This is a genomic window from Rosistilla oblonga, from assembly GCF_007751715.1.
Lineage (GTDB): Bacteria > Planctomycetota > Planctomycetia > Pirellulales > Pirellulaceae > Rosistilla > Rosistilla oblonga.
In genome coordinates, this window is record NZ_CP036292.1 from 49333 (window position 1) to 70029 (window position 20697).

At 58.3% G+C, this 20697-nt stretch carries 13 protein-coding genes; 11 read left to right on the top strand and 2 right to left on the bottom strand.

Annotation, left to right across the window (positions count from 1 at the left end; translation table 11 throughout):
• Positions 1-10: 10 nt before the first annotated feature.
• The 5 genes from CA51_RS00205 to CA51_RS00225 all read left to right on the top strand — a co-directional run bounded on the left by CA51_RS00205 (position 11) and on the right by CA51_RS00225 (position 4723).
• Positions 11-1081 (top strand): glycosyltransferase family 4 protein, encoded by a 1071-nt coding sequence (locus CA51_RS00205; RefSeq protein ID WP_145117153.1) that lies wholly within the window; start codon positions 11-13, stop codon positions 1079-1081.
• Positions 1078-2208, top strand: a complete 1131-nt coding sequence (locus CA51_RS00210; RefSeq protein ID WP_145117154.1) for a glycosyltransferase — start codon at positions 1078-1080, stop codon at positions 2206-2208. The genes CA51_RS00205 and CA51_RS00210 overlap by 4 nt, the downstream gene beginning before the upstream one ends.
• A complete protein-coding gene (locus tag CA51_RS00215; RefSeq protein ID WP_145117155.1) occupies positions 2199-3143 on the top strand; it encodes a glycosyltransferase family 2 protein in 945 nt (314 codons plus the stop codon). Before CA51_RS00210 ends, CA51_RS00215 begins: the two co-directional genes overlap by 10 nt.
• A 51-nt stretch (positions 3144-3194) precedes the next feature.
• A complete protein-coding gene (locus CA51_RS00220) occupies positions 3195-3839 on the top strand; it encodes a DUF421 domain-containing protein (RefSeq protein WP_231745902.1) in 645 nt (214 codons plus the stop codon).
• Positions 3840-4330: 491 nt separating this feature from the next.
• Positions 4331-4723 (top strand): hypothetical protein, encoded by a 393-nt coding sequence (locus tag CA51_RS00225; RefSeq protein ID WP_145117156.1) that lies wholly within the window; start codon positions 4331-4333, stop codon positions 4721-4723.
• A 75-nt stretch (positions 4724-4798) separates the two neighbouring features.
• On the opposite strand, the gene CA51_RS00230 is transcribed toward CA51_RS00225, so the two are convergent.
• Both CA51_RS00230 and CA51_RS00235 read right to left on the bottom strand, forming a co-directional pair.
• Positions 4799-6256 carry an FAD-dependent oxidoreductase gene (locus CA51_RS00230; RefSeq protein WP_197451487.1) on the bottom strand — a complete coding sequence of 486 codons (1458 nt, stop codon included), beginning with the start codon at positions 6254-6256 and terminating at the stop codon, positions 4799-4801.
• Between the two features lie 221 nt (positions 6257-6477).
• Complete coding sequence (locus CA51_RS00235; protein WP_145117157.1) at positions 6478-7074, bottom strand: class I SAM-dependent methyltransferase; 597 nt, start codon at positions 7072-7074, stop codon at positions 6478-6480.
• Between the two features lie 707 nt (positions 7075-7781).
• Here CA51_RS00235 and CA51_RS00240 point away from each other — a divergent pair.
• The 6 genes from CA51_RS00240 to CA51_RS00265 all read left to right on the top strand — a co-directional run bounded on the left by CA51_RS00240 (position 7782) and on the right by CA51_RS00265 (position 20617).
• A complete protein-coding gene (locus CA51_RS00240) occupies positions 7782-9308 on the top strand; it encodes a lipopolysaccharide biosynthesis protein (RefSeq protein ID WP_145117158.1) in 1527 nt (508 codons plus the stop codon).
• Positions 9309-9483: 175 nt separating this feature from the next.
• Positions 9484-10758 (top strand): hypothetical protein, encoded by a 1275-nt coding sequence (locus tag CA51_RS00245; RefSeq protein ID WP_231745903.1) that lies wholly within the window; start codon positions 9484-9486, stop codon positions 10756-10758.
• Positions 10755-11816: a glycosyltransferase family 4 protein gene (locus CA51_RS00250; RefSeq protein ID WP_231745904.1), complete on the top strand. Its 1062-nt coding sequence runs from the start codon at positions 10755-10757 to the stop codon at positions 11814-11816. Before CA51_RS00245 ends, CA51_RS00250 begins: the two co-directional genes overlap by 4 nt.
• Before the next feature lie 3 nt (positions 11817-11819).
• Positions 11820-13046, top strand: coding sequence for a glycosyltransferase (locus CA51_RS00255; RefSeq protein ID WP_145117159.1), 1227 nt, complete (start codon positions 11820-11822; stop codon positions 13044-13046).
• Entirely contained in the window at positions 13043-14581 is a 1539-nt protein-coding gene (locus CA51_RS00260; RefSeq protein ID WP_145117160.1) for a GumC family protein, read from the top strand. Before CA51_RS00255 ends, CA51_RS00260 begins: the two co-directional genes overlap by 4 nt.
• Positions 14582-14629: 48 nt before the next feature.
• Positions 14630-20617 carry an amino acid adenylation domain-containing protein gene (locus tag CA51_RS00265; protein ID WP_145117161.1) on the top strand — a complete coding sequence of 1996 codons (5988 nt, stop codon included), beginning with the start codon at positions 14630-14632 and terminating at the stop codon, positions 20615-20617.
• Positions 20618-20697 lie beyond the last annotated feature (80 nt).

Here is a 20697-nt window from a genome sequence, read left to right on the forward strand (position 1 = left end):
GTCGGTGGCGATGAAGATCGGAATCATTGGGCATTTGAAGTTCCCCATGGCGAAACCCTTCGCAGGCGGTCTGGAAGTGTTCACACATGGTTTTGTCGACGCGTTGGTCGCACGTGGTCACGACGTGACGTTGTTTGCCGCGGGCGATTCGGACCCGCGGTTGCCGCTGGAACCGATTCTTCCCCACGCAACGATTCCCGAATCGCTGCGACGACTGGGGCGAGTCCACGACGGTTGGATCGACGCCACCGAAGATGAAGCCTACGCATCGTTGATGACTCGCTTGGCCGCGGGCGATTTCGACCTGATCCACAACCATTCGCTGAACCCGATCCCGCTGCGATTCGCCAGCACGCTCCCCACGCAAATGATCACCACGCTGCATGCCCCCGTGCTGCCACGCGTCGATGCGGAATTGACGTCGCGGCCTTGGCAACAGTGTGGGCGTTTCGTCAACATCTCTCACGCCAACGCGATGGCTTGGGGACGGTTGGTCGGCGATCAAACGGTCATCTACAACGGCATCGACACCGATTTTTGGAAGGGCCGCACGACGGCGGAACAGCCGCGAGCCGTCTGGTTTGGGCGAATCGTTCCGGAAAAGGGAACACATCTGGCGATCGCTGCAGCCCGTCGCGCCGGCTTGCCGATCGACGTCGTCGGTCCCGTCTCCGACCAAGCCTACTTCGATGAATTTGTCGCTCCCTCACTGGGCGCCGATTGCTCTTACTTAGGCCACAAGACGCACGAACAGCTGAGCGAGATCATCAGCAGCGCAGCCGTCGCGATCATCACTCCCTGTTGGGACGAACCCTTTGGCCTCGTCGTTGCCGAAGCGCTCGCGTGCGGAACTCCGGTTGCCGCCTTCGCTCGCGGAGCCCTCCCCGAGATCATCGCTCCGTCGGTGGGACGCCTGGCTTATCCCGGCGACGTCGACGACTTGGCACTAGCGATTGGTGAGGCGATCGAACTGAACGGCGAAGTCTGCCGTCGTGTCGCTCAAGAACGTTACAGCATGGAACGTATGATGAACGATTACGAAGCGTTGTACCGACGCGTTCAGTTGGGTGTGGCGGTATGATTGGTCCAACGATAGGATTCTACGTCCACTATCATGGGCTGGGGCATAAGCACCGCACCGAGGCGCTCCTGCAGCATTTGCAGATCCCGGCGAGTGTCGTCACCAGCCGGATCGACACGCTCGACTGGAGTGGCCCCACGTTGCAGCAGGTCGTTGGTATCGCATGTGATATCGACGATGTCAGTCCCCGCGGGCTCCCTTATGCTCGCGACGTCTATTCGTTGCACTACGCGCCGCTGTGGTGTGAACCGATCACGCGTCGCGTGGCGCAGTACACCGCTTGGCTCGACGAAGCGAGGCCCGATGTGATGGTGGTCGACGTCTCCGCCGAGATCTCGATGCTAACGCGGTTGGCATCGATCCCGCAGGTTGTGATGCGGCAGCATGGCGACCGAAACGACCCTGCGCACCAAGACGCCTATCGCGCGGCGCACTCGTTGTTGGCGCCATTCCCCAAATCGATGGAAGATGAACAAACACCGGGCTGGGTGCAAACCAAGACGATTTATCTGGACGGATTCTGCCGCCAGCAAACCGCACAAAAGAACAGTCAAAACAGTCAAATCGCGTCGCTAGCGGCAGGAGAGTCTTCAGACGCTCCGACGATCGTCGTCATGTTTGGCCGCGGCGGCAATGCGGATGTCCACGATCGACTTCGGGCGGCGGCACGGCGAGTTCCCGAATATCGATGGCGAGTCGTCGGCATCGCAGCTCCTGAATCGGCAGCAATGCCCGACAACCTCCAATACGTCGGTTGGGTCGACGATCCGATGCCGTATGTCAGGGAGGCCGATATTGTCGTCACCGCGGCGGGGCACAATAGCGTGATGGAAATCGGGCACGCTCGCCGGCGGCTGATCGCGATCGCTCAACAGCGGCCGTTCGACGAACAGATTCGCAAAGCGGCGATCCTGGACCGGGAGGGACTGGCCGTCGGGTTGTCACAGTGGCCCGACACCGACCAATGGCCCGAACTGCTTGAGCGGGCTGGGCGTCTCGACCCGCGGCGATGGGACGCCATCTTTGCCGCCGATGGTGCGGCGCAAGCGGCGGCTCACCTGCAACGGGTCGCAACCTGGTCTCGAAATCAACGTGAATCCAACCAACAGGCGGTCCCATGCAGTTGAGTGTCTTAACGATCGTCCGCGGTCGCGAGAAACATCTCTATAACCAGTGGCTTGGCTTGATGCGCTCCTCTCTGTTGCCAGCTCAATGGATCATCGTGGGGATGGATCAGGATGTCGCGTTGCCTCCCGAAGTGCTCAGCCATCGCAGGAGGGTTCAGTCGGCGGCGGCCACGCACAACGAAGCTTCAGCCGGCACGGCGACGCAAACGATCGAAACGAAGATCGACGTGCGAACCGCGCGAGTCGATGGGGATGGAGAGCAATTGCCATTGGCGGAGGCGAGGAACCGGGCGGCGGAACTTTGCCAAACCGATGCGATGATCTTTCTGGATGTCGATTGCATTCCGGCTCCTTCGATGCTGGAAACGTTTCGCCAGGCGCTGCGAGAGGATCCGCGATTGTGGATGGGGAATGTACGGTATCTGCCAGCGGGTGCGGCGAGCGACGGGTGGCAGATGGACGACTTGGATCGCTTGGCCGTCGACCATCCATTGCAACCGCGGCTGATGCCGGGGGAGCGACACAAGTCGCAGCGTTATGAGTTGTTTTGGTCTCTCTGTTTCGCCGCCACCAAGCAGACCTTTGATCGCATCGGCGGATTCGATCCAACGTTTGATGGTTATGGAGGCGAGGATACCGATTTCGCGTTCGCCGCCCGTCGGCAAAAGGTCCCGTTTGGATTTGTCGCTGCGACCGCGTATCACCAACACCATCCGGTCTGCAAGCCGCCGCTGAATCACTTCCACGCGATCGTTCGCAATGCGAAGCGATTCCAGCAGAAATGGGGCGTCTGGCCGATGGAATCGTGGCTGCACGGGTTCGCCCAGCGGGGACTTGTCGAGTTTCGTCCCACCGAGGATCTATTGAGAATCGTCCGCGAACCGAGCCCGGAAGAGGTGCGGCAGGCGCGGACAAAGACAGCCGCCGGATTCTAGCCTCGTCGCACACCGCACCCACTGCCGCATACGGTATCCGGCGACGGGGCTTTGAAATATCGCCAGACTTTTGCCACCCAATACAGGAGACGAACAACCGTGTTTGAAAAATGGATCGACGCGTCGCCGACCCAACTGGGAATGATTCTGCTGTCGACAGTTTGCGTCTATGCCGCGATCTTGCTCTACACACGTGTCAGTGGGTTACGCAGTTTCTCCAAAATGTCCGCCGCTGATTTTGCCATGACGATCGCGATCGGATCGCTATTCGGCGCGACGATCTCCGCTCCCTCGCCGACGCTGTTGATGGGAGGCTTTGCGCTGCTGTGCGTCTTCGTCGGCCAAACCGTTGTCGCTTGGTTACGTCGTAAGTCGCCAACGGTTTGCAAACTCGTCGACAACCAGCCGATGTTGCTGATGGCCGGCAGCGAGATCTTGCGGGGGAACTTGCGTCGAGCGAATCTGACCGAAGCCGACTTGCGCGGCAAACTCCGCCAGTCGAATGTCTATCGGTACGACGATGTGTTGGCTGTCGTTTTTGAAACCACCGGCGACGTTTCGGTCTTGCAACGCGACGACCACACCACGCCGCCAGATCAAGAAATTTTTGAAGGCGTTATCGACAGCCATCGCCTGGAGCTAAAGAGCCGTCGGCCCCAACCGAGTGATCGATCCACAGACCCGTATCCACGATGATCCATCGGGAACGAAGCCGCGGTAGCGGCGGCCGCATATAGCCTGCGGTGCGAGCGGCAGGTCCGCGATGAAGATGGCCTCGCGCGAGCCCCGGTTAGGGGCGACAGATCGTCGGTTGCTGTCGCCCCTGCCGGGGCTTTTGGTTCGATTGTGGATTGTGTTCCTGCGGCTTGCGCCGCAGGCTTTATGCGATCGCTGCATCCGCCGCTTTTAAAACCGTTGGCGATCGATTGGGTTCAGCGCTGAACCTTGTGTCGGCCTCCGGCCTTGTGCTTTTGCTGCATGAGATACCGGCGACTTACGCCGCCGGCAGGTCCTGTGTCGGCCTACGGCCTACGGCATTGGCGGAGCAGAGTTGAGTTGGGTTGAGGGGGGACCATTCGGGGCTCCCTCTGTGGGGAAGAACGATGCGGCTTCGGCTAGGTTTCACCCGGAAAGATGTGGTGCCGGCTGAATCGTTCGTTAACAATAGATCGTGGAGGCAACGTGTCATGTTTGAAGCATTCCGGCTGATCCCAGCACTGCAGGCGATCTTCCAATCGAGGATCGAGTTCCGCGAAGATAGTTTTGCCGAATTAAACGCCGCTCAGCGGGAGGCTTATGAAAGGAAGGTCGCGGTGCCCGATGAGCCGATCTTTCGCGTCCTGCCGTGTGAACCGACGGTCATCGAACGACAGGGCAACGAAAAAGTAACCGTCGAACTCACCATCGCAACGCAATCCGAACGGCAGCTGTTGCTCGAAGCCGTCCGTTTCATCTACCGCGCCACCGACGAACTGCCAAAGGAATCGACGTCCTTCGAACAGCGGCTCGAATTTCTTCGACAGCGGCTGCCTCCGATCGTCGTAGGCGAACCCGACTTGGATCGTCCCGACGGCAGCTGAGGATTTCCTCGAACGGTTATAGGCGTCTGCCCCGTCAAACGACCTGTTGTCATTAATGATGACGATCGATTTCGATCAGCTCGGTCGCGGGCTGCCCGATTTCCATTGCAGCTCGTGCGGCATGACGCCTTGGCGGATCGATTCGGCAGCAGCTTGCCCAGCCGCTTCGCCCATCGGAACCGCGTTGCCGGTGACGCGGTAGCTGGAATGGGCGAAGAAGTCGCCGCTGATACAACGCCCCGCCATCAGCAGCCCGTCGACATCCGCTGCGACGAGCGAGGGATACGGAATGTCGTATCGCTTCACTCCACGTGCCCGCAGCTTTTCGATATCCTCGGGATTCCCCGCGAGCTCCAACGAATGGACGTCGATCGGGAACTTCGCGTTGCAGACCGATTGAGGATGTTTTAATCCCGTCGCGATATCTTCGCTGGTGATCGTGTAGCGACCTTTGACTCGCCGCCCCTCGCGAACGCCAATCTGTTCGGCTGTCGCAACGACTGCCAAATCTTTCCAGACGCCACCGAGCTTCCGCAGCCCGCGGACGATCTCGTGCACTTCGCGACGCCCTTCAATCGTCGCCTTGGTGATCGCTGCGGCGTCGAACGCGGAGACGCCGTATTCGTGATTCGTCATGATCGAATAGATCCCGCTGTGCAGATGCCGCAGCGTCGGAGCCCGATAGGACGGATCGATCCCCGCATCTCGCATGAACTTCAGAAACCGCGGCTTCGCCGACGCACCCGTCTCGCGAATGAACTCCTGCACATCTTCCGGTTCGGGACCGGTGATCAGAGCCATCATCGACATCGGTTGGCAGACACAATCGTCGCCGAAGCCGAGATCGAACTGGCAGCCAGCTTGGGCGGCCAGATCGCCATCGCCGGTGCAATCGATGAAGCGGTCAGCGGTCCAGACCTGACGTCCCGACTTCGATTCGGTGATCACCGCAACCAACTGATTCTTATCGTTGGTGACCGCTCCGACGACCATCGTGTGCAGGCAGATCTCGACTCCCGCATCGACACACATCTCTTCCAACACGACCTTCGCCAGTTCGGGATCGTAGACGGTCCCGCCCGAATCTTTGGCGACGTCGCTCCCCTGGGCTGCAAGCGCCGTGAGGACCTCTTTCATAATCCCCGACTTGCCACCGGTATCGAGGATCTTGGTCAGCATGCCCGCGGTCCAAACGCCGCCAAGGCAACCGGCCAGCTCTAACAGCTGCGTCTTCGCGCCGCTGCGAGCTGCCGCCAATGCCGCTGCGATTCCCGCGGGCCCACCGCCGCAGACCAGCACCTGGCTGTGTCCGGCGACAGGAATCCGCCGGCTGTTCTCTTCAAACGCCGCCCCATCGACCAACTTGCCGCTGGTCCGGACGACTTGGCCGCGGCTGATATCGGGAAAACCTTCGACTGCGGAGCCGGAGGAATCGGCTGCCCCCGCACGCTGCTGCATTATCAGTCCGGCAGGGCCCAGCATCGCCGCGGTACCAGCGGTTTTCAAGAACTGTCTACGTTGGGGAGAAGTCATAGCGGTCTGTCGTTTGGCTGGAGTGTTGGAGAGCGAGTCGATCGGGTTTCCATGCGACCTCACTGCTGGAGCGTCGCGACGCATTTGAATGCATCCAGATCACTCGAGGACGCGGTGCCAACCCGATCAAGCGATCCATGATATTCGATCCCCAGTCGAATTTCTCGTTTATCGGATCGAGGTGATTCAAACGCCCGCCCAAGCCAAATCGCTGCAACGCGCTACTGCTTCGTCCAGGTGAAGATCCGCAGCGGGGGCACGTTCATCCAAACGATCTCGGTCTGCGGAGTGCCGAACAGAGGCGATGCGTACCGAGCGACATCGCTGCGCAGTTGATAAGCAATAAATGTTCCGCCCTTGGGCAGCGTTCGGTGGACCGATTTGATGATGTCGGTGGCGACGCGAGGATCGAGCGATGAGAAGGGGATTCCCGAAACGATGACGTCGGGCGATGTCATCTGATGGATCAACAGGATGCGTTCCAGACCGACGACGTCAGCGTGTTCGACAGTCAGCCGCCCGTCGACGATTTCGTTTAATGGTTCGATGAAACCGGCTGCCTTTTCGATCGCCAGAACACGGCAATTCTCCGCCGCGGCCGCCAGCAATGCTTCGGTGGTCCCGCCGGTCCCCGGTCCGAGGTCGACGATTTTTGTCGCGTTGGAAACGCCCGGCTGTTTGGCCACCCGCTGCGTCAACGCGGGGGCACTGGGGACAAGCGACGCGACTTGCGCTGGTTCGCGGATCCATTCTTGCAGGACGGCAGCGGCGCGAGTCCAGTAGGGACGACGGCGGAGAGGTGCGGCATGTGTTGTCATGTTGGACCAGGCCCCAATTCAATGTGGAGTGACCTCGCTCGAGATCTGGAAGCTCAAAGCGATTAACGATTGGATGAAAACGGTATTCGGCAGCAACGGTGACAAATGGCGGCGCTGGTTTGTCCTTGAGCGGGTCGATCGCATCGACGGGCCGATTGGACCTCTCGCAGCTCTCCAAACCAGCTGGCGGTTAACCGTTGGTGTACCGTACGGGAACTCGCTAAATGCGATTTTCGTGCCAAAAATACCACTCATTCCTATAATGTCGGCGGGCCGGACGATTGCATTTATACGGGCTTGGCGCCGCGTGGCCGGACTGGCTTTTGCTGCCGAGCGATGCGGATTCGGCCGGTAACGCTAAACGAACAGCTTGACCGGCCGACGGCCAACGGCTGGATCGATCTCCGCCACCCGAAGACGCTGGCGCGGTGACTGGCAACATCGATGCAGTCGCTGTGACGCCGTGGCACTTCGATTGGTTTTCTTGCAGTAACCATTGGTGGCGTCGCGGTTTGCGATCGGCGGGACCATGGTCCGATTCCGGAAATGGTTGTGCGGATCGTTGCGGTTATGAAACGCGTGGTGAAGTGAAATCGATCGAATCCACACGGAGGATAATGGAGATTTTCCGCGATGGTTCAAGATGTACAGCGGTGATGAGGCCGAAGAGCTCGAGTGCTGCTGCGCGAAGGTATGTTTTTAGCTAGATGAGTGAAAAACCGCGAGACGCTACGACGCTTGTACCACCGGAACCGGTGTCTGCTGCGGTGAACCCAGCCGATCAGCCAGCCGGCGGAGAGGGCAAGTCCGTGGAAGCTGCCGAGGGTTCGGGTGTTCAGCGGACCGGCAAGCGACTGTTTCGCGAGAGTCTGTGGGTTGTTGGCGGTCGGTTGTTGGGGATCGGAACCGCGATTGCGATCAACGTCGTCCTGGCCCGCGTGTTGCCTCCGTCCGATGTCGGCGTCTTCTTTCTGCTGGCGAGCATCCTGACATTTGCCGGGTACGTGGCGATGTTTGGGCTGAACGCCGCCATGGTTCGCTTCGTTTCCGAGCGGATTGGAGTGGAAGATGTTCGCGGTGCCGAAGCGGCTCTCCGCCAAGGAGCCAAGCTGGCGGTCGCGTCGATCGTGATCGGCAGCCTGCTCTGTTTTGTCTTCTTGTACTTTGCTGGCGAGCAGGTTTTTGGAGTTGATAACCTCTCGGTGCTCGCTCCGCTGGTGGCGCTGAGCGTCCTCGGTTCGGCGACGATTCAATTGTGTGCCAGCCTGCTGCGGAGCTTTCACGACTCGAGATTATCGATCTTATTGACGGGGCAATTCGGTGGCCCGTTGTGCAATTTGCTGTTCATTGGGTTGACCGTCGGCAGCTGTCTGCTGTTCGCCCCAACACTCGAACAGGTGATGATATTTTGTGCGGGATCGCTGTGTCTATTGACGCCGTTTGCGATTTTCTGCGTGCATCGGATCGCCCGGGCGCGGCTGTCTCAGATCGAACAAAGCGATCAACCGTCGCACGTCTTGCCGATGGCGACGCTGCTGCTGGTCTGCCTGCCGCTGATGCTGACCCAGGGACTTTCTTATATCACCGGGCAAGCCGATATCTGGATCGGTGGTGCGATCGTCGACCATGAAGAACTCGCGTTGTATGCCGCCTCGCGACGGTTGATGCTGTTGATCGGAATGCCGATGCAGTTGGTCAATCTGACGGTGATCGCATCGATCGCCGAACTGCGAGCTCAGGGACGTTTGCAGGACCTGCAGCGGATTCTCCGATCGGCGGCGACGCTCGCCGCGGTTGCCGCATTGCTCGTCTGTGTTCCTATCATGATCTTCCCCGGCGAGATCGCGGCGTTCATCTTCGGCCCCTATTACGCCGGCGGAGCGACGGTACTGCGGATCTTGTGTATCGGGCAGGTGGTGTTTGTCAGTGTAGGTGCGGCGGAATTAACGCTGATGATGTCGGGCCAGCACATGAAAGCGTTATCGATCAACATCTTCACCTCGATCGCCTTGTTCGCCAGCGGCGTCTTCATGACTCATCACTGGGGAATCGTCGGTTTGGCGATCGCATGGACAGCGATTGTGTCGCTGCAATGTATCGGTTTTTGTTTGATGGCCCGCTGGTCGGTTGGCGTCTGGACCGTAATGGAGGTTCGGGTTTTGCGGGCGGGGCGGGAAATGCTGGCTACGGTAACGTCGAAGTTGGGCAAAGCAAGAAACAACAACGCAATCTGATTCGCGCGTCGGATTACGATGCATTGAATAAGTCTCATCCGCGCGTCGTAAAGGATGTGCCGTTTGAGTCGCAGATTTTTGGAGAGTTCGCGGATGATACAAGTTCATCTTCGCGGACGCTTCGAACAACACAAACGTTCCGAATTTGTTCTCCTCGTCCACAACCACGACTCTCATGTCAAGCGTGTCGCTGCCAATCGAACCAAGTCGCCCTAACGGAGTTGCGAAATTCGCAGCGATCGTTTGGCAGCCGAGTTTGGTTTTTGTGCCGTTTCTCGTGGTCGGTGCGGTGTTGTGGTTGTGTCCTTCGATGGAAGGCGCCGCGGGATATGGAATTCGCGAAGAGATTTCGCTGGCGAATCTAACGATCCTTGTTGCTTGGTACGGGACGATCTGTGCCGCCGCGGCGATCGGACAGCGATTGGCGATGGCTTTGCCGCGATTCAGTGTGATGTCCAAAGACGCCTTCGATCCAACGGTCTTCTACAAGACGTTGGCATGTTTGGCATTGATCGGAGTCGCCGGGGCTTGGTTCGCCGCGCTTCGCAATGGCGTCTCCTTGATCGAACTGGTGAAGACTCAACAATTTAATCTGGTCAAGGATTCGTTGTACGCCAACTACAACCATCTCTACTCATTGCGTTACACCGCGTCGCTTGTCGGTGGGTACGCGCTCTACCGCTTGGTCTTCCTCCAGAAGGTCAGCCGGTTAGATATCCTCAGCCTCTGCTTGCTGCTCGCCGCGACGGCGATCTCGGCTCGGATTCTCATCGCCCAGGCTGTGATCTTTGCCGGCGGATTGGCGATCCGATTCGACGCCCTGCAGCGAGTCAAGACGCGGACGATCACGGCGGCCGTGTTGGGGTTGGCGATCTGTATCGTCGCCTTCACCTGGGTGCGGAGCGCCGGCAGCTACCGAGATCATTTTGGCGTGGAGAATCCCGTGGCGATGACTTTCCTGGAAGTACAACGCTACGTCGGCGCACCGGTTCAAGCGAGCATGGGCGTGGCTCGCATGGCGGCGGATCAACCATCGCGAGGTGCGATCGGTAACATCATCAAATACACGACCCCAACGTTTTTGCATCCCGCCGAATTGAAGGTGGAAGACAATTCCGGCGGCGTTGCGGCGCAGTGGTATCTACACCAAGTCGACATCGATGAAACGCTGACAACAAACTCTGCGTTTGTCGAGATGTTTGGCGATCTCGGTTTTTGGGCGTTTCCGGTAATGGCATGGGCCAGTTTTCTAATGGCCACGATTGGCAGCTACTTTTGGCGATCGGACAACCTTCTGTGTCTGATCGGCTGTGTCGTCTTGTACGGCTTTTTTGAACTCTGGCGGACCTATTATTTCTCCGCCGGTTCGTTCACTTTCATGATTCTTGCGGTGTTAGTCGCCGCCACCACCGCATCGCTGCTCAAGCCCATACCAAGGACTGCATCATGAACGCTGGTCGCAAGATCATCTACGACTCACGTTGGATCAGCCCGACCGGGATCGGTCGCTTTGCCAGTGAACTGAACGACCGCCTCGGCTGCCTGCAGCACCAAGCGATTGGCGGCAGCCCGACCAGTCCGTTGGATTGCTTGCGGATCGGATGGATGATGTGGAGAACCGATTCCGCTTTCTTTTCGCCTGGCTTCAACGTGCCGTTGGCGTGGCCGATGCTCACCAAGCAACCGTATGTGTTTACGATCCACGATTTGATTTACGTAAACCATCCCGCGGAAGCTTCGTTGGCAAAGCGGCTGTATTGTGAACATGTGATCCGGCCGGCCGCGCGAAGAGCGTACAAGGTTCTCACCGTTTCGGAATTCTCAAAACAGGAGATCGTTGCCTGGGCGGGAATCGATCCGTCGCAAGTCGAAGTTGTCTACAACGGCGTCGGCAGCGCATTCACCGTTGCCGGGCCACTGCACCAAATCGATCATCCCTACGTTCTGTACGTTGGCAATCAACGTCCTCACAAAAATGTCGGCGGTTTGTTGCACGCCTTCGCGAAGATCAGCGACCGGACCGAAGCGAGGTTGGCGATCACCGGAACGGCGACTGCGGAGACCGACGCTACGATCGCCAAGTTGTCGCTGGGCGATCGCGTTTGCTTCCTCGGCAAGTTGTCCGACGACCAGCTAGCCGCCGCCTATCGCGGTGCTCAAGTGACAGTCTTGGCGTCCGAATACGAAGGTTTTGGATTGCCCGTGGTCGAATCGATGGCTTGCGGCACACCTGTCGTCTGCAGCAACGTCACCTCGCTGCCGGAGGTTGCAGGTGGCGCCGCGGTGTTGGTGGATACAGATCCCGACAGCATCGCCGAAGGGTTGCTTCGCGTTTTGCAGGATGAATCGCTGCGAGACACGTTAGCCGCCGCGGGACTGGTTCGCGCGGCTGATTTCAGCTGGGAAGCGACAGCTGCCAAAGTCCAGCAGGTTCTGCAACCGCTTGTCACCGCGGCTCCTGTGACGCACGCCAACGCCGTTCAAACTCTTGAAGCATCTGCGAAATAGACCATGAAAAATGTAGCCCTCATTCACGAATGGCTCACCACCTACGCTGGATCCGAACGCGTGGTTGAGCAGATGTTGTTGCAGTATCCCGAATCGGATCTGTACGCGGTTGCAAACATCTTGTCGGACAAAGATCGTGAGTTTTTGCGTGGCAAAGAACCGACGACCAGCTTCATCCAAAAGCTCCCTTTCCTGAAGAAGTTCCTGCGACACTATCTGCCGCTGATGCCGATGGCGGTCGAGCAGTGGGATTTGAGCGCCTACGACGTGATCTTGTCTTCGAATCATGCCGTCGCCAAAGGCGTGATCTGCGGCCCCGACCAATTACACGTCAGTTACGTTCACACACCGATTCGTTACGCGTGGGAGTTTCAAGCTCAATACCTACGCGAATCGAAACTGACCTGGGGTGTCCGCAGTATGGTGACCCGGATGATCTTGCACTACATGCGAATCTGGGACAACGTCTCGTCGACTCGCGTCGATGCCTTTGTCGCAAACAGCCAGTTCATCGCGAACCGAATTCAAAAGTGTTACGGCCGGACGGCGGAAGTCATCTACCCGCCAGTCGATGTCGATGCCTTCGCCCCGAATTACAATAAAGAAGATTATTACATCGCCGCGTCGCGGTTGGTTCCCTACAAACGCGTCGATTTGATCGTCGAAGCGTTCCGCTTGATGCCCGACCGTAAGTTGTTGGTTGTCGGCGACGGACCGATGTTCAAAACGCTGAAGGCGAACTGTCCTGACAACGTGGAATTACTCGGGTATTTACCTCACGAAAAGATGCTTCGTTTGATGCAGGGGGCCAAAGCGTTTGTGTTTGCCGCCGAAGAAGACTTCGGTATCACATCGGTCGAAGCGCAAGCTTGTGCAACGCCGGTGATCGCTTACGGACGCGGTGGCAGCCTGGAAACGGTGGTCGAGGGAGTGACCGGGTGCTTCTTTGAAGAACAGGTTCCAGAAAGTGTAGCCGCCGCCGTCGATGCGTTTGAGCAGCAGCAGAGTCAGTTCGATTTGCAGGCCACGCGGAAACATGCCGAGGGTTTTCGCCCCGAACGGTTCCGCGCCGAACTGGCCGAGTTCATCGATTCGGAATGGCGTAAGTTCGTCCAGCACCGGCGGCGTCGACCCAAGCGTAGTATCACAAGTTCGGTTCCCGATCCGTTGAATTGCCCGGTCGTCAAGTCTCCCGACTTGGTTAACTTCGCAGGAGTGTCATCCAAATGAATCAAGAAACCCCACGCACTGAGAATTCCTTGGATCTCTTCACAGCCTTGTGGCAAAACAAAGGCAAGATGTTTCTCGTCTTCGCTTTGGTGATGGTCGCCACGGTTGGATATTTGTCCAAGGCGAAATTGAAGTATACGTCCGAAGCGAAACTGTTCATCCGATTGGGAAAAGAGACCATCGGCTTGGACCCGACCGCAACCGTTGGGCAAACCGTTTCGGTTCAGGAGGCCCGCGAAAAGGAGATCCATTCGGTGCAGACGCTTGTTCACAGTCGCAACGTGCTGGAACGAGTTGTCGATAACGTCGGCGTCGATCGCATCTTAGAACAGTCCGAGGACGGCGAGTCGAGCTGGATGCCAATCGATTTGGATTACATCAAATCGTTTAGCCCGGTCTATGTCGACAGCCCTCGCGACAAGGCGATCGCAAAACTCGAGAAGAGTCTCGTCACGTTTAACCCACGCTCGACCGCGATTATCGGTTTGCGTTACGAAACGATCAGCCCCGAACTCGCTGCCGAAGTGCTTCAGGAAGTCATTCATTCATCGGTGGATGCACAGGTTCGCGTGCATCAATCCGAGGGATCAAACGACTTCTTTCTGGTCCAGACGTCTCAACTTTCCGACGAAGTTGCCGCGTTGGAGGATCAAATGTTGAAGTTTAAAAACGAAACAGGAGTTTCGGAACTGAATCAACATCGGCAGGTGAAGATCGCTCAACTGGCTTCGCTGGAAGACGCTTTGATGGATACGATTGCCAAGATCGAAGCGGCGCAAAGCGAGATCGAATCCCGCACGCTGTTGATTCGCGAATTGCCCGAACGCGTCCGCCTGGCGGAGACGACCGGTTTGCCCAGCAGTGCCGCTCAAGGAATGCGTGAACAACTCTATTCATTGCAGTTGATCGAAAATGAGTTGATGTCGCGATACCAGCCCGATCATCCAAAAGTTCGCCAAACGCGAGCCCAGATCGCCGCGGCGCAAGAGACGCTGGAATCCGAACGCGTGCTAACGCAAGTCACGATGGGAGTCAACGAATCGCGTCGCGAGATGGAATCCGCGCTGCTGAACCAACAGGCGATCGCCGAATCATTGGCCGCCCGGAAACAGATCCTGACTCGCCAGATCGCGGAGGTCGAAGAGGAACTTCGCGGCATCAATAAGAGTGAAATTACGTTGGCGCAGATCTCTCGCAAGTTGGACCTGGCACGCGCCAGCTACCAAGACTACGCAAAACGATCCGAACTCGCTCGACTCGACATGGCGATCAGCAAAGGCAGCCTGTCGAATCTAAGCGTGTTGCAAAGGCCTAGCGATTCGAAGATCCCGTCCAGCCCCAAAGTTGCGTTGACGTTGGTGATGGGAACGACGCTGGGGTTGTTTCTCAGCTTGGCCGTCGGCTTGCTCGCTCAACTGATGGGCAACCATGCTCGAGATCCTCAAGAAAGCAAAAACAGAAGCTCGTTGTTTGCATGGAAATCGCTGCCGTTCGCCGATGCTGCAAACCGCTTCTTTTCCTTTCGTTGGCTCTAACAGAGATCGGGGAAGGCAACGGTGACAATCATCCAACAAGGACTGCCAATGCATTCCATTCGCCCCCTCGGGGACTCGACATCGGGTGGCACCGACGAGGTTGCTGCGCGGTCGTCGGGTGATTTGTCGCGAAGCTGCCAACATCTGACACCCGACGAACAACACAAACTGTTGGAGCTTTGGAACCAGACCGAACATCGCTGGGATGATTCGCCGTGTTTGCATGAGTTGTTCACGGCGCAGTGCGAACGCACTCCCCAGGCGACTGCGGTGATCTACGGAGATCGGCAGATTACCTACGCGGAACTCGATGATCGGTCGCGTCGCGTCGCGTGTCGGTTGGTCGATTTGGGCATTGCCGCGGGGCAACCGGTAGCTGTTGTCGCCGATGGATCGCCCGACGCTTACGTTGGGCTGCTGGGAGTTCTGCGAGCGGGTGGTGCTTATCTGCCGATCGATCCCAAATTCCCCACCGATCGCATCGGCTTCTTTTTGGAAGACGCCGCGGTTGACGTGGTCGTCGGCGATTTGGGCCCCGCGTCTGTCGATGCGTTTCCCGATCTAACGATCATCCGTTGCGATGGTTTGCCCGACGGCAACGCCGATGACCTGCCGACCGTCTCGCCGCAAAACCTCGCCTATGTGCTGTTTACGTCGGGATCAACCGGCAGACCCAAAGGCGTGATGCTCAATCATCAAGGCCCTGTCAATACAGTTCGCGACATCAACCTGAGCTTCGAAGTCCAAGCGACCGATCGCGTGTTGGCGCTATCGGCTCTTGGGTTTGATCTCTCGGTCTACGATCTGTTTGGTATGTTTGCGGTGGGTGGAGCGATCGTCTTGCCGACAGCCGACCAAATCCGCGATCCGGAGAGTTGGGCTGCGTTGATCGATCGACATCGCGTCACGATCTGGAATTCCGTCCCCGCGTTGATGGATATGTTGGTGACCTCGTTGGCCGACGCGGATCGCTTGGCCAGTCTGCGGCGTGTGATGCTCAGCGGCGACTGGATCCCGCTCGCATTACCGGCGCGTATTCGGCAATCCGCCCCGCAAGCGGAGCTGTTTTCGCTTGGTGGCAGCACCGAGGCATCGATCTGGTCGGTGATCTATCCGATCGGCAGCGTCGACCCCGCTTGGCGTAGCATTCCATACGGCAAACCGCTTCGCAATCAACGTTGTTACGTTCTCGATGCGGCACAAAAACGTTGCAAGATCGGTGAGGTGGGAGAGCTGTGTCTGGGAGGAGTTGGCGTCGCGCTAGGTTATGTGAACCGGCCCGATCTGACTCAGGAACGTTTTATCGCCGATCCGTTTTCGCGCGGCGAGACGTTGTATCGTACCGGCGACCTGTGTCGTTATGGCGACGATGGAAATCTGGAATTCCTCGGTCGCACCGATCACCAGGTGAAGATCAATGGCTACCGAATTGGGCTCGGAGAGATCGAAGCCGAAACACTTCAATTGTCCGCCGTTCGCGAAGCGGTTGTGGTCGCGAGCGATGAGTCGGCTGGCACGCGTTTGATCGCTTATGTGGTTTTTGAAGCTGGGCAGCAACTGACCCTGGAACAACTGCAGTCGCGATTAAGCGATAGCCTTCCGAATTACATGTTGCCCGCGGCGCTAATTCCGCTGGACCGATTGCCGCTGACAGCCAATGGCAAGATCGATCGCAAGAGCTTGCCGTCGCCATCGGTCCACCGCGAACCGAGCCATTTGCAACAGCCCAGCAATCCGACCGAAGCGATCGTTTGCGAGATCCTTGCCGAACTGCTGCATCGCGATCACATCGATCCACGCGACGGCTTCATTCCGCTCGGCGGAACGTCTCTGGTTGCCGTGGCGTTAGCCAGTCGGCTGAAGAAGGTTTTTGGCGTTCGCGTCGACTACTGGCAGATTCTGGCAACTTCTCCCAACGCGATCGAGCTTGCTCAACAAATAGAAGCTGCGCCGCAGTCGGATCGAGTTGCTTCAAACGATCACGCGACGATTGGCAACGAACCGATCGATCGCGCGCCGTTGTCGTATCAACAACAACAGTTGTGGGTCGAACATTTTCTGAAGTCGAACCGCGCTCGATACAACGTCCCGCTGGTATATGACTTGGGCGGCGACCTGGATCTGCTGGCGCTCCAGCAGGCGTTCACTCAAGTCATCGATCGCCACGCGATCCTCCGCACTCTGTACGAACCAACCGCGGCGGGGCTGATCCAACGCGTGCTTGCACCAAGCGAGTTTTGTTTGCACGTTGTCGATCTGCAGTCGTTGCCCGATGCGACGCGTTGGCAAACGCTGGAACAGCAAACGCGGGAGTTCATCGCCCGGCCGTTCGAACTCGATCGAGAGCTCCCGATCCGGGCGACGCTGTTCCGCTTAACTCCCAGTGAATCGCGACTGGTGCTGTCGGTTCATCACATCGCTTTTGATGGGCATTCGATCGATGTCTTGCAGCGGGATTTGGCTAGTTTCTACAACGAGATCGACCGCTGTGAGAGCGGTTCGCTTGCTGGCTTGCCGTATCAATACGCCAACTATGCAAACTGGCAACAGACACTTGAACAGGAGTCTTTTGACGATGCGGACCGCGATTTTTGGCGAGCCCAGTTTGCCGACGACCCGCCACCGCTGAACCTGCCTTGCGATCCGTCCGACGCGGCCGAATCGGATGGCGATACGATCTCGTTGCAGATCGATAGCTGTCTGCTCGACGCGGCGCGACAGTTCTCGTCGAACCGCCAGACGACGCTGTTTGTCACGCTGTTGGCCGCGATCAAAGCAACGCTGTTTCGCTATACAGGGCAAGAGGATCTGGTCGTTGGATCGGCCGTGGCCGCGCGGCCCGATGCGGAGATGGAGGATCTGATCGGTTACTTCATCAACGTGTTGCCGCTGCGAACCCGATTCGCCGCCGACGGTTCGTTTGATGATTTGCACGCCAAGGTGCGAGACACCACGCTCTCGGCGATGGCACACCAAAACTATCCCTTGGAATTGCTCAAGCGGGAACTGCTCGCAGGGCAGGGGACCGGGGCAACTCCGTTTCAGGTGATGTTTGTTCTGGAGCACGAACCATCTGCGCTGACGCTGTCGGGAGTGCAGGCCCGCCGCGTGCCGATGGAAACCCAAACCGCGAAGTTCGATCTGTTGATCGCCGCCAGCGAGTCGGCTGATGCGCTGCGGATCGACCTTCAATACCGATGCAAAAGCTTCTGCCGGGAACGGATCGATCGCTTCGGCAAGCATTTTCAAACGCTGCTGGCCGCGGCTATCGATGCGCCGACAACCCCAGTCGATCGGATCGATATCCTGCCGGCTGCCGAACGGACGCGGCTGTTGAAGCAGTCCGTCGCAGCGGATGATCAAACGCCAAACGCGTGCGAAGCCGTTACGAGCGATGGCGACGAAGCGAGTCCAACGCCATCGGTGATCCAGCCGTTCCAGGCTCAAGTCGCGAGCAATCCAGACCGCGAAGCGATTGCGTTTGTGGGGGATTCATTGACCTACGCGGAACTCGACAGTCGAGCCGCTGTTCTCGCGGCTCACCTGCGGCAGATGGAAGTTGGCCCCGATGTGCCAGTGGCGATCTGCATTCCGCGATCGTTGGAAATGATGGTCGCCGTTATCGCAGTGCTCAAAGCGGGCGGATGTTACGTCCCGATCGATCCGGCGTTGCCAGAGCATCGGCGAAAGCAGATCCTGGACGATTGCCGCGCCCCTGTACTGCTGACTCAAGCCGATTTGGCGAACGACTTGCTGCTCGACGCGACAGCGACCAAGCCGCTGTTGATCGACGCGTTTGACTTCGGCGGCCAGTCGTTGCCAGCGGGCGAACTGCCCGACGTATCGAGTGAAAATCTGGCGTACATCCTCTATACGTCCGGTTCGACGGGCCAGCCCAAAGGCGTCGCGATGCGTCACGGCGCGGTCGGGAATCTGATCTCCTGGCAATTAGAAAACTCGCAAGCCGACGCGTCGACAAAGACGTTGCAGTTTGCGTCGCTGGGATTTGATGTCTCGTTCCAGGAGATCTTTGCGACGCTCTGCAGCGGTGGTCGGCTGGAATTGGTTGGCGAGGATTTGCAACAGGACCTGCATCGGTTGTGGAAGTTCATCGTCGATGCGCAGATCGGGCGGATCTTTGTTCCGTTTGTTGTGTTGCGAACGCTCTGCGAAATCGCGGGCGATTCGGCATCGCGATCGTCGCTGTGCGAAGTGATCACTGCCGGAGAGCAGTTGCAGATCACGCCGGCGGTGCGGAAGTTCTTTCAACAACAACCGGGCTGTCGGTTGTGGAATCACTATGGCCCGACCGAAACGCATGTTGCGACGGGATATTTAATGGCGGCCGATCCGAGCGAGTGGGCTGCGATCCCGCCGATCGGCAAACCGATTGAAGGTTGCCAGGCCTTGATTCTCGACGACCACATGCAACCGGTGCCGCAGGGGATCGAGGGGGAACTGTACCTCGGCGGCTCCTGTTTGGCTCGCGGTTATTATCGAAACGCGGCGCTGACGCAGCAGCGATTTGTCAGCAATCCGTTTGGCCATTTGGCAACCGACCGCTTGTACCGTACCGGCGACCTCTGCCGTCTCAATTGGGATGGTGAAATCGAATTCATCCGTCGCAACGACGATCAGGTCAAACTGCGTGGCCATCGCGTGGAGCTGAGCGAGATCGAAACTGTATTGAATCAACACGCCGACGTGAAACAAGCTGTCGTCTGTTACGACGCAAACGTCCTCGGCGGTCAGTTGGCCGCATACGTGTTGTGCGATTCGGCCGATACGAGCATCAGCCAGCTGAAGAAGTTCCTCGAGTCGCGTTTGCCGGCATATATGTTGCCGAGTCGGTTCCACATCGTCGATGACGTTCCGAAAACCGCCAGCGGGAAGATCGATCGGAAACGGTTGCCGATGGTTGCGGTGACCGAGGGAGTTACGGAAACCGCGGCGGCGGCAAGTTCCGATCCCGACGATCCACTGATCGCACGCCTGCTGGAAATCTGGCGTTCGGTTTTGTCGACCGATGCGTTGGATGCCCACAGCAACTTCTTCGATTGCGGTGGCGACTCGCTGGCCGCTGCCATATTGTTCTCGCGCATGGAGAGCGAATTTGGCAAAGCGGTTTCGATTACGAAGTTGGTTGAATGTCCGACGGTCGCCGAGTTGGCTGATCTTTACCGACAGGACGACGACCGCGTCGAAGATTGTTGGAAGGGACTGTTGCGGATCGATCCACAACAAAAACATGCGGCGGAGCCTCCGCTGTTCTGCTTGCCGGGAATCGACGGTCATCTGCTGAACTTCCGCGCATTGGCGACGGCGATTGGAAACGATCGACCCGTGTATGGGCTGCAGCCTTACGGGCTCGATGGTACGAGTTCGCCCTGCACATCGATCGAAGAGATCGCCGGTCGGCATGTCCAAGAGATCCGCAGGGTGATGCCCAGCGGGCCGTATCATTTGGCTGGGTTTTCGTTTGGTGGAGTTGTTGCGTTTGAGATCGCGCAACAATTGCGTCGGGCCGGTGAACAGGTCACGCTGGCGATCATCGACGCCTACACGGGGCTGCCCACCCCGGCGCCGCTGTTTCAGCGGTTCGCTTTCCATCTCCGCTTCGCCTGGCACTGCAAGGGACGCCAGTGTTGGCAATACCTTGGCGAACGCGTGACGGGCGTGAGCGCCGCGATCCAACACCGCTATGGCTGGATCACGATGGAGCAGCGGTTGGAACGCATCATCAACGCGACGGGGACCTACGCAAAAGTCGCCGCGACGAACATGACGGCGCTCGACGAATATCGCCCTCAATCGGCGGAAGGCCCCGCGACGCTGTACCGCGCCAAGTTCCGCGCCAACTGGCCCGGCCAAGATGTCTCCGATCCGCACATGGGATGGGGCAAGGTCTTCGAAACATCCGACTTGGAAGTTGTCGAAGTCGAAGGCGCCCACGCCAACATGCTCTCCGAAGCGAAGCTGGCCGGATTGGTCGCTCATCTGCGGCAGACGCTCGCCCAGGACGACAACCAAGCGTAGCAGCGGCCGCATCGATCGTGCGCCGCTCGATACCAAGCCTGCGATCGATCAACAGCCGCGGCTAGAGGCGACCGCTGGTA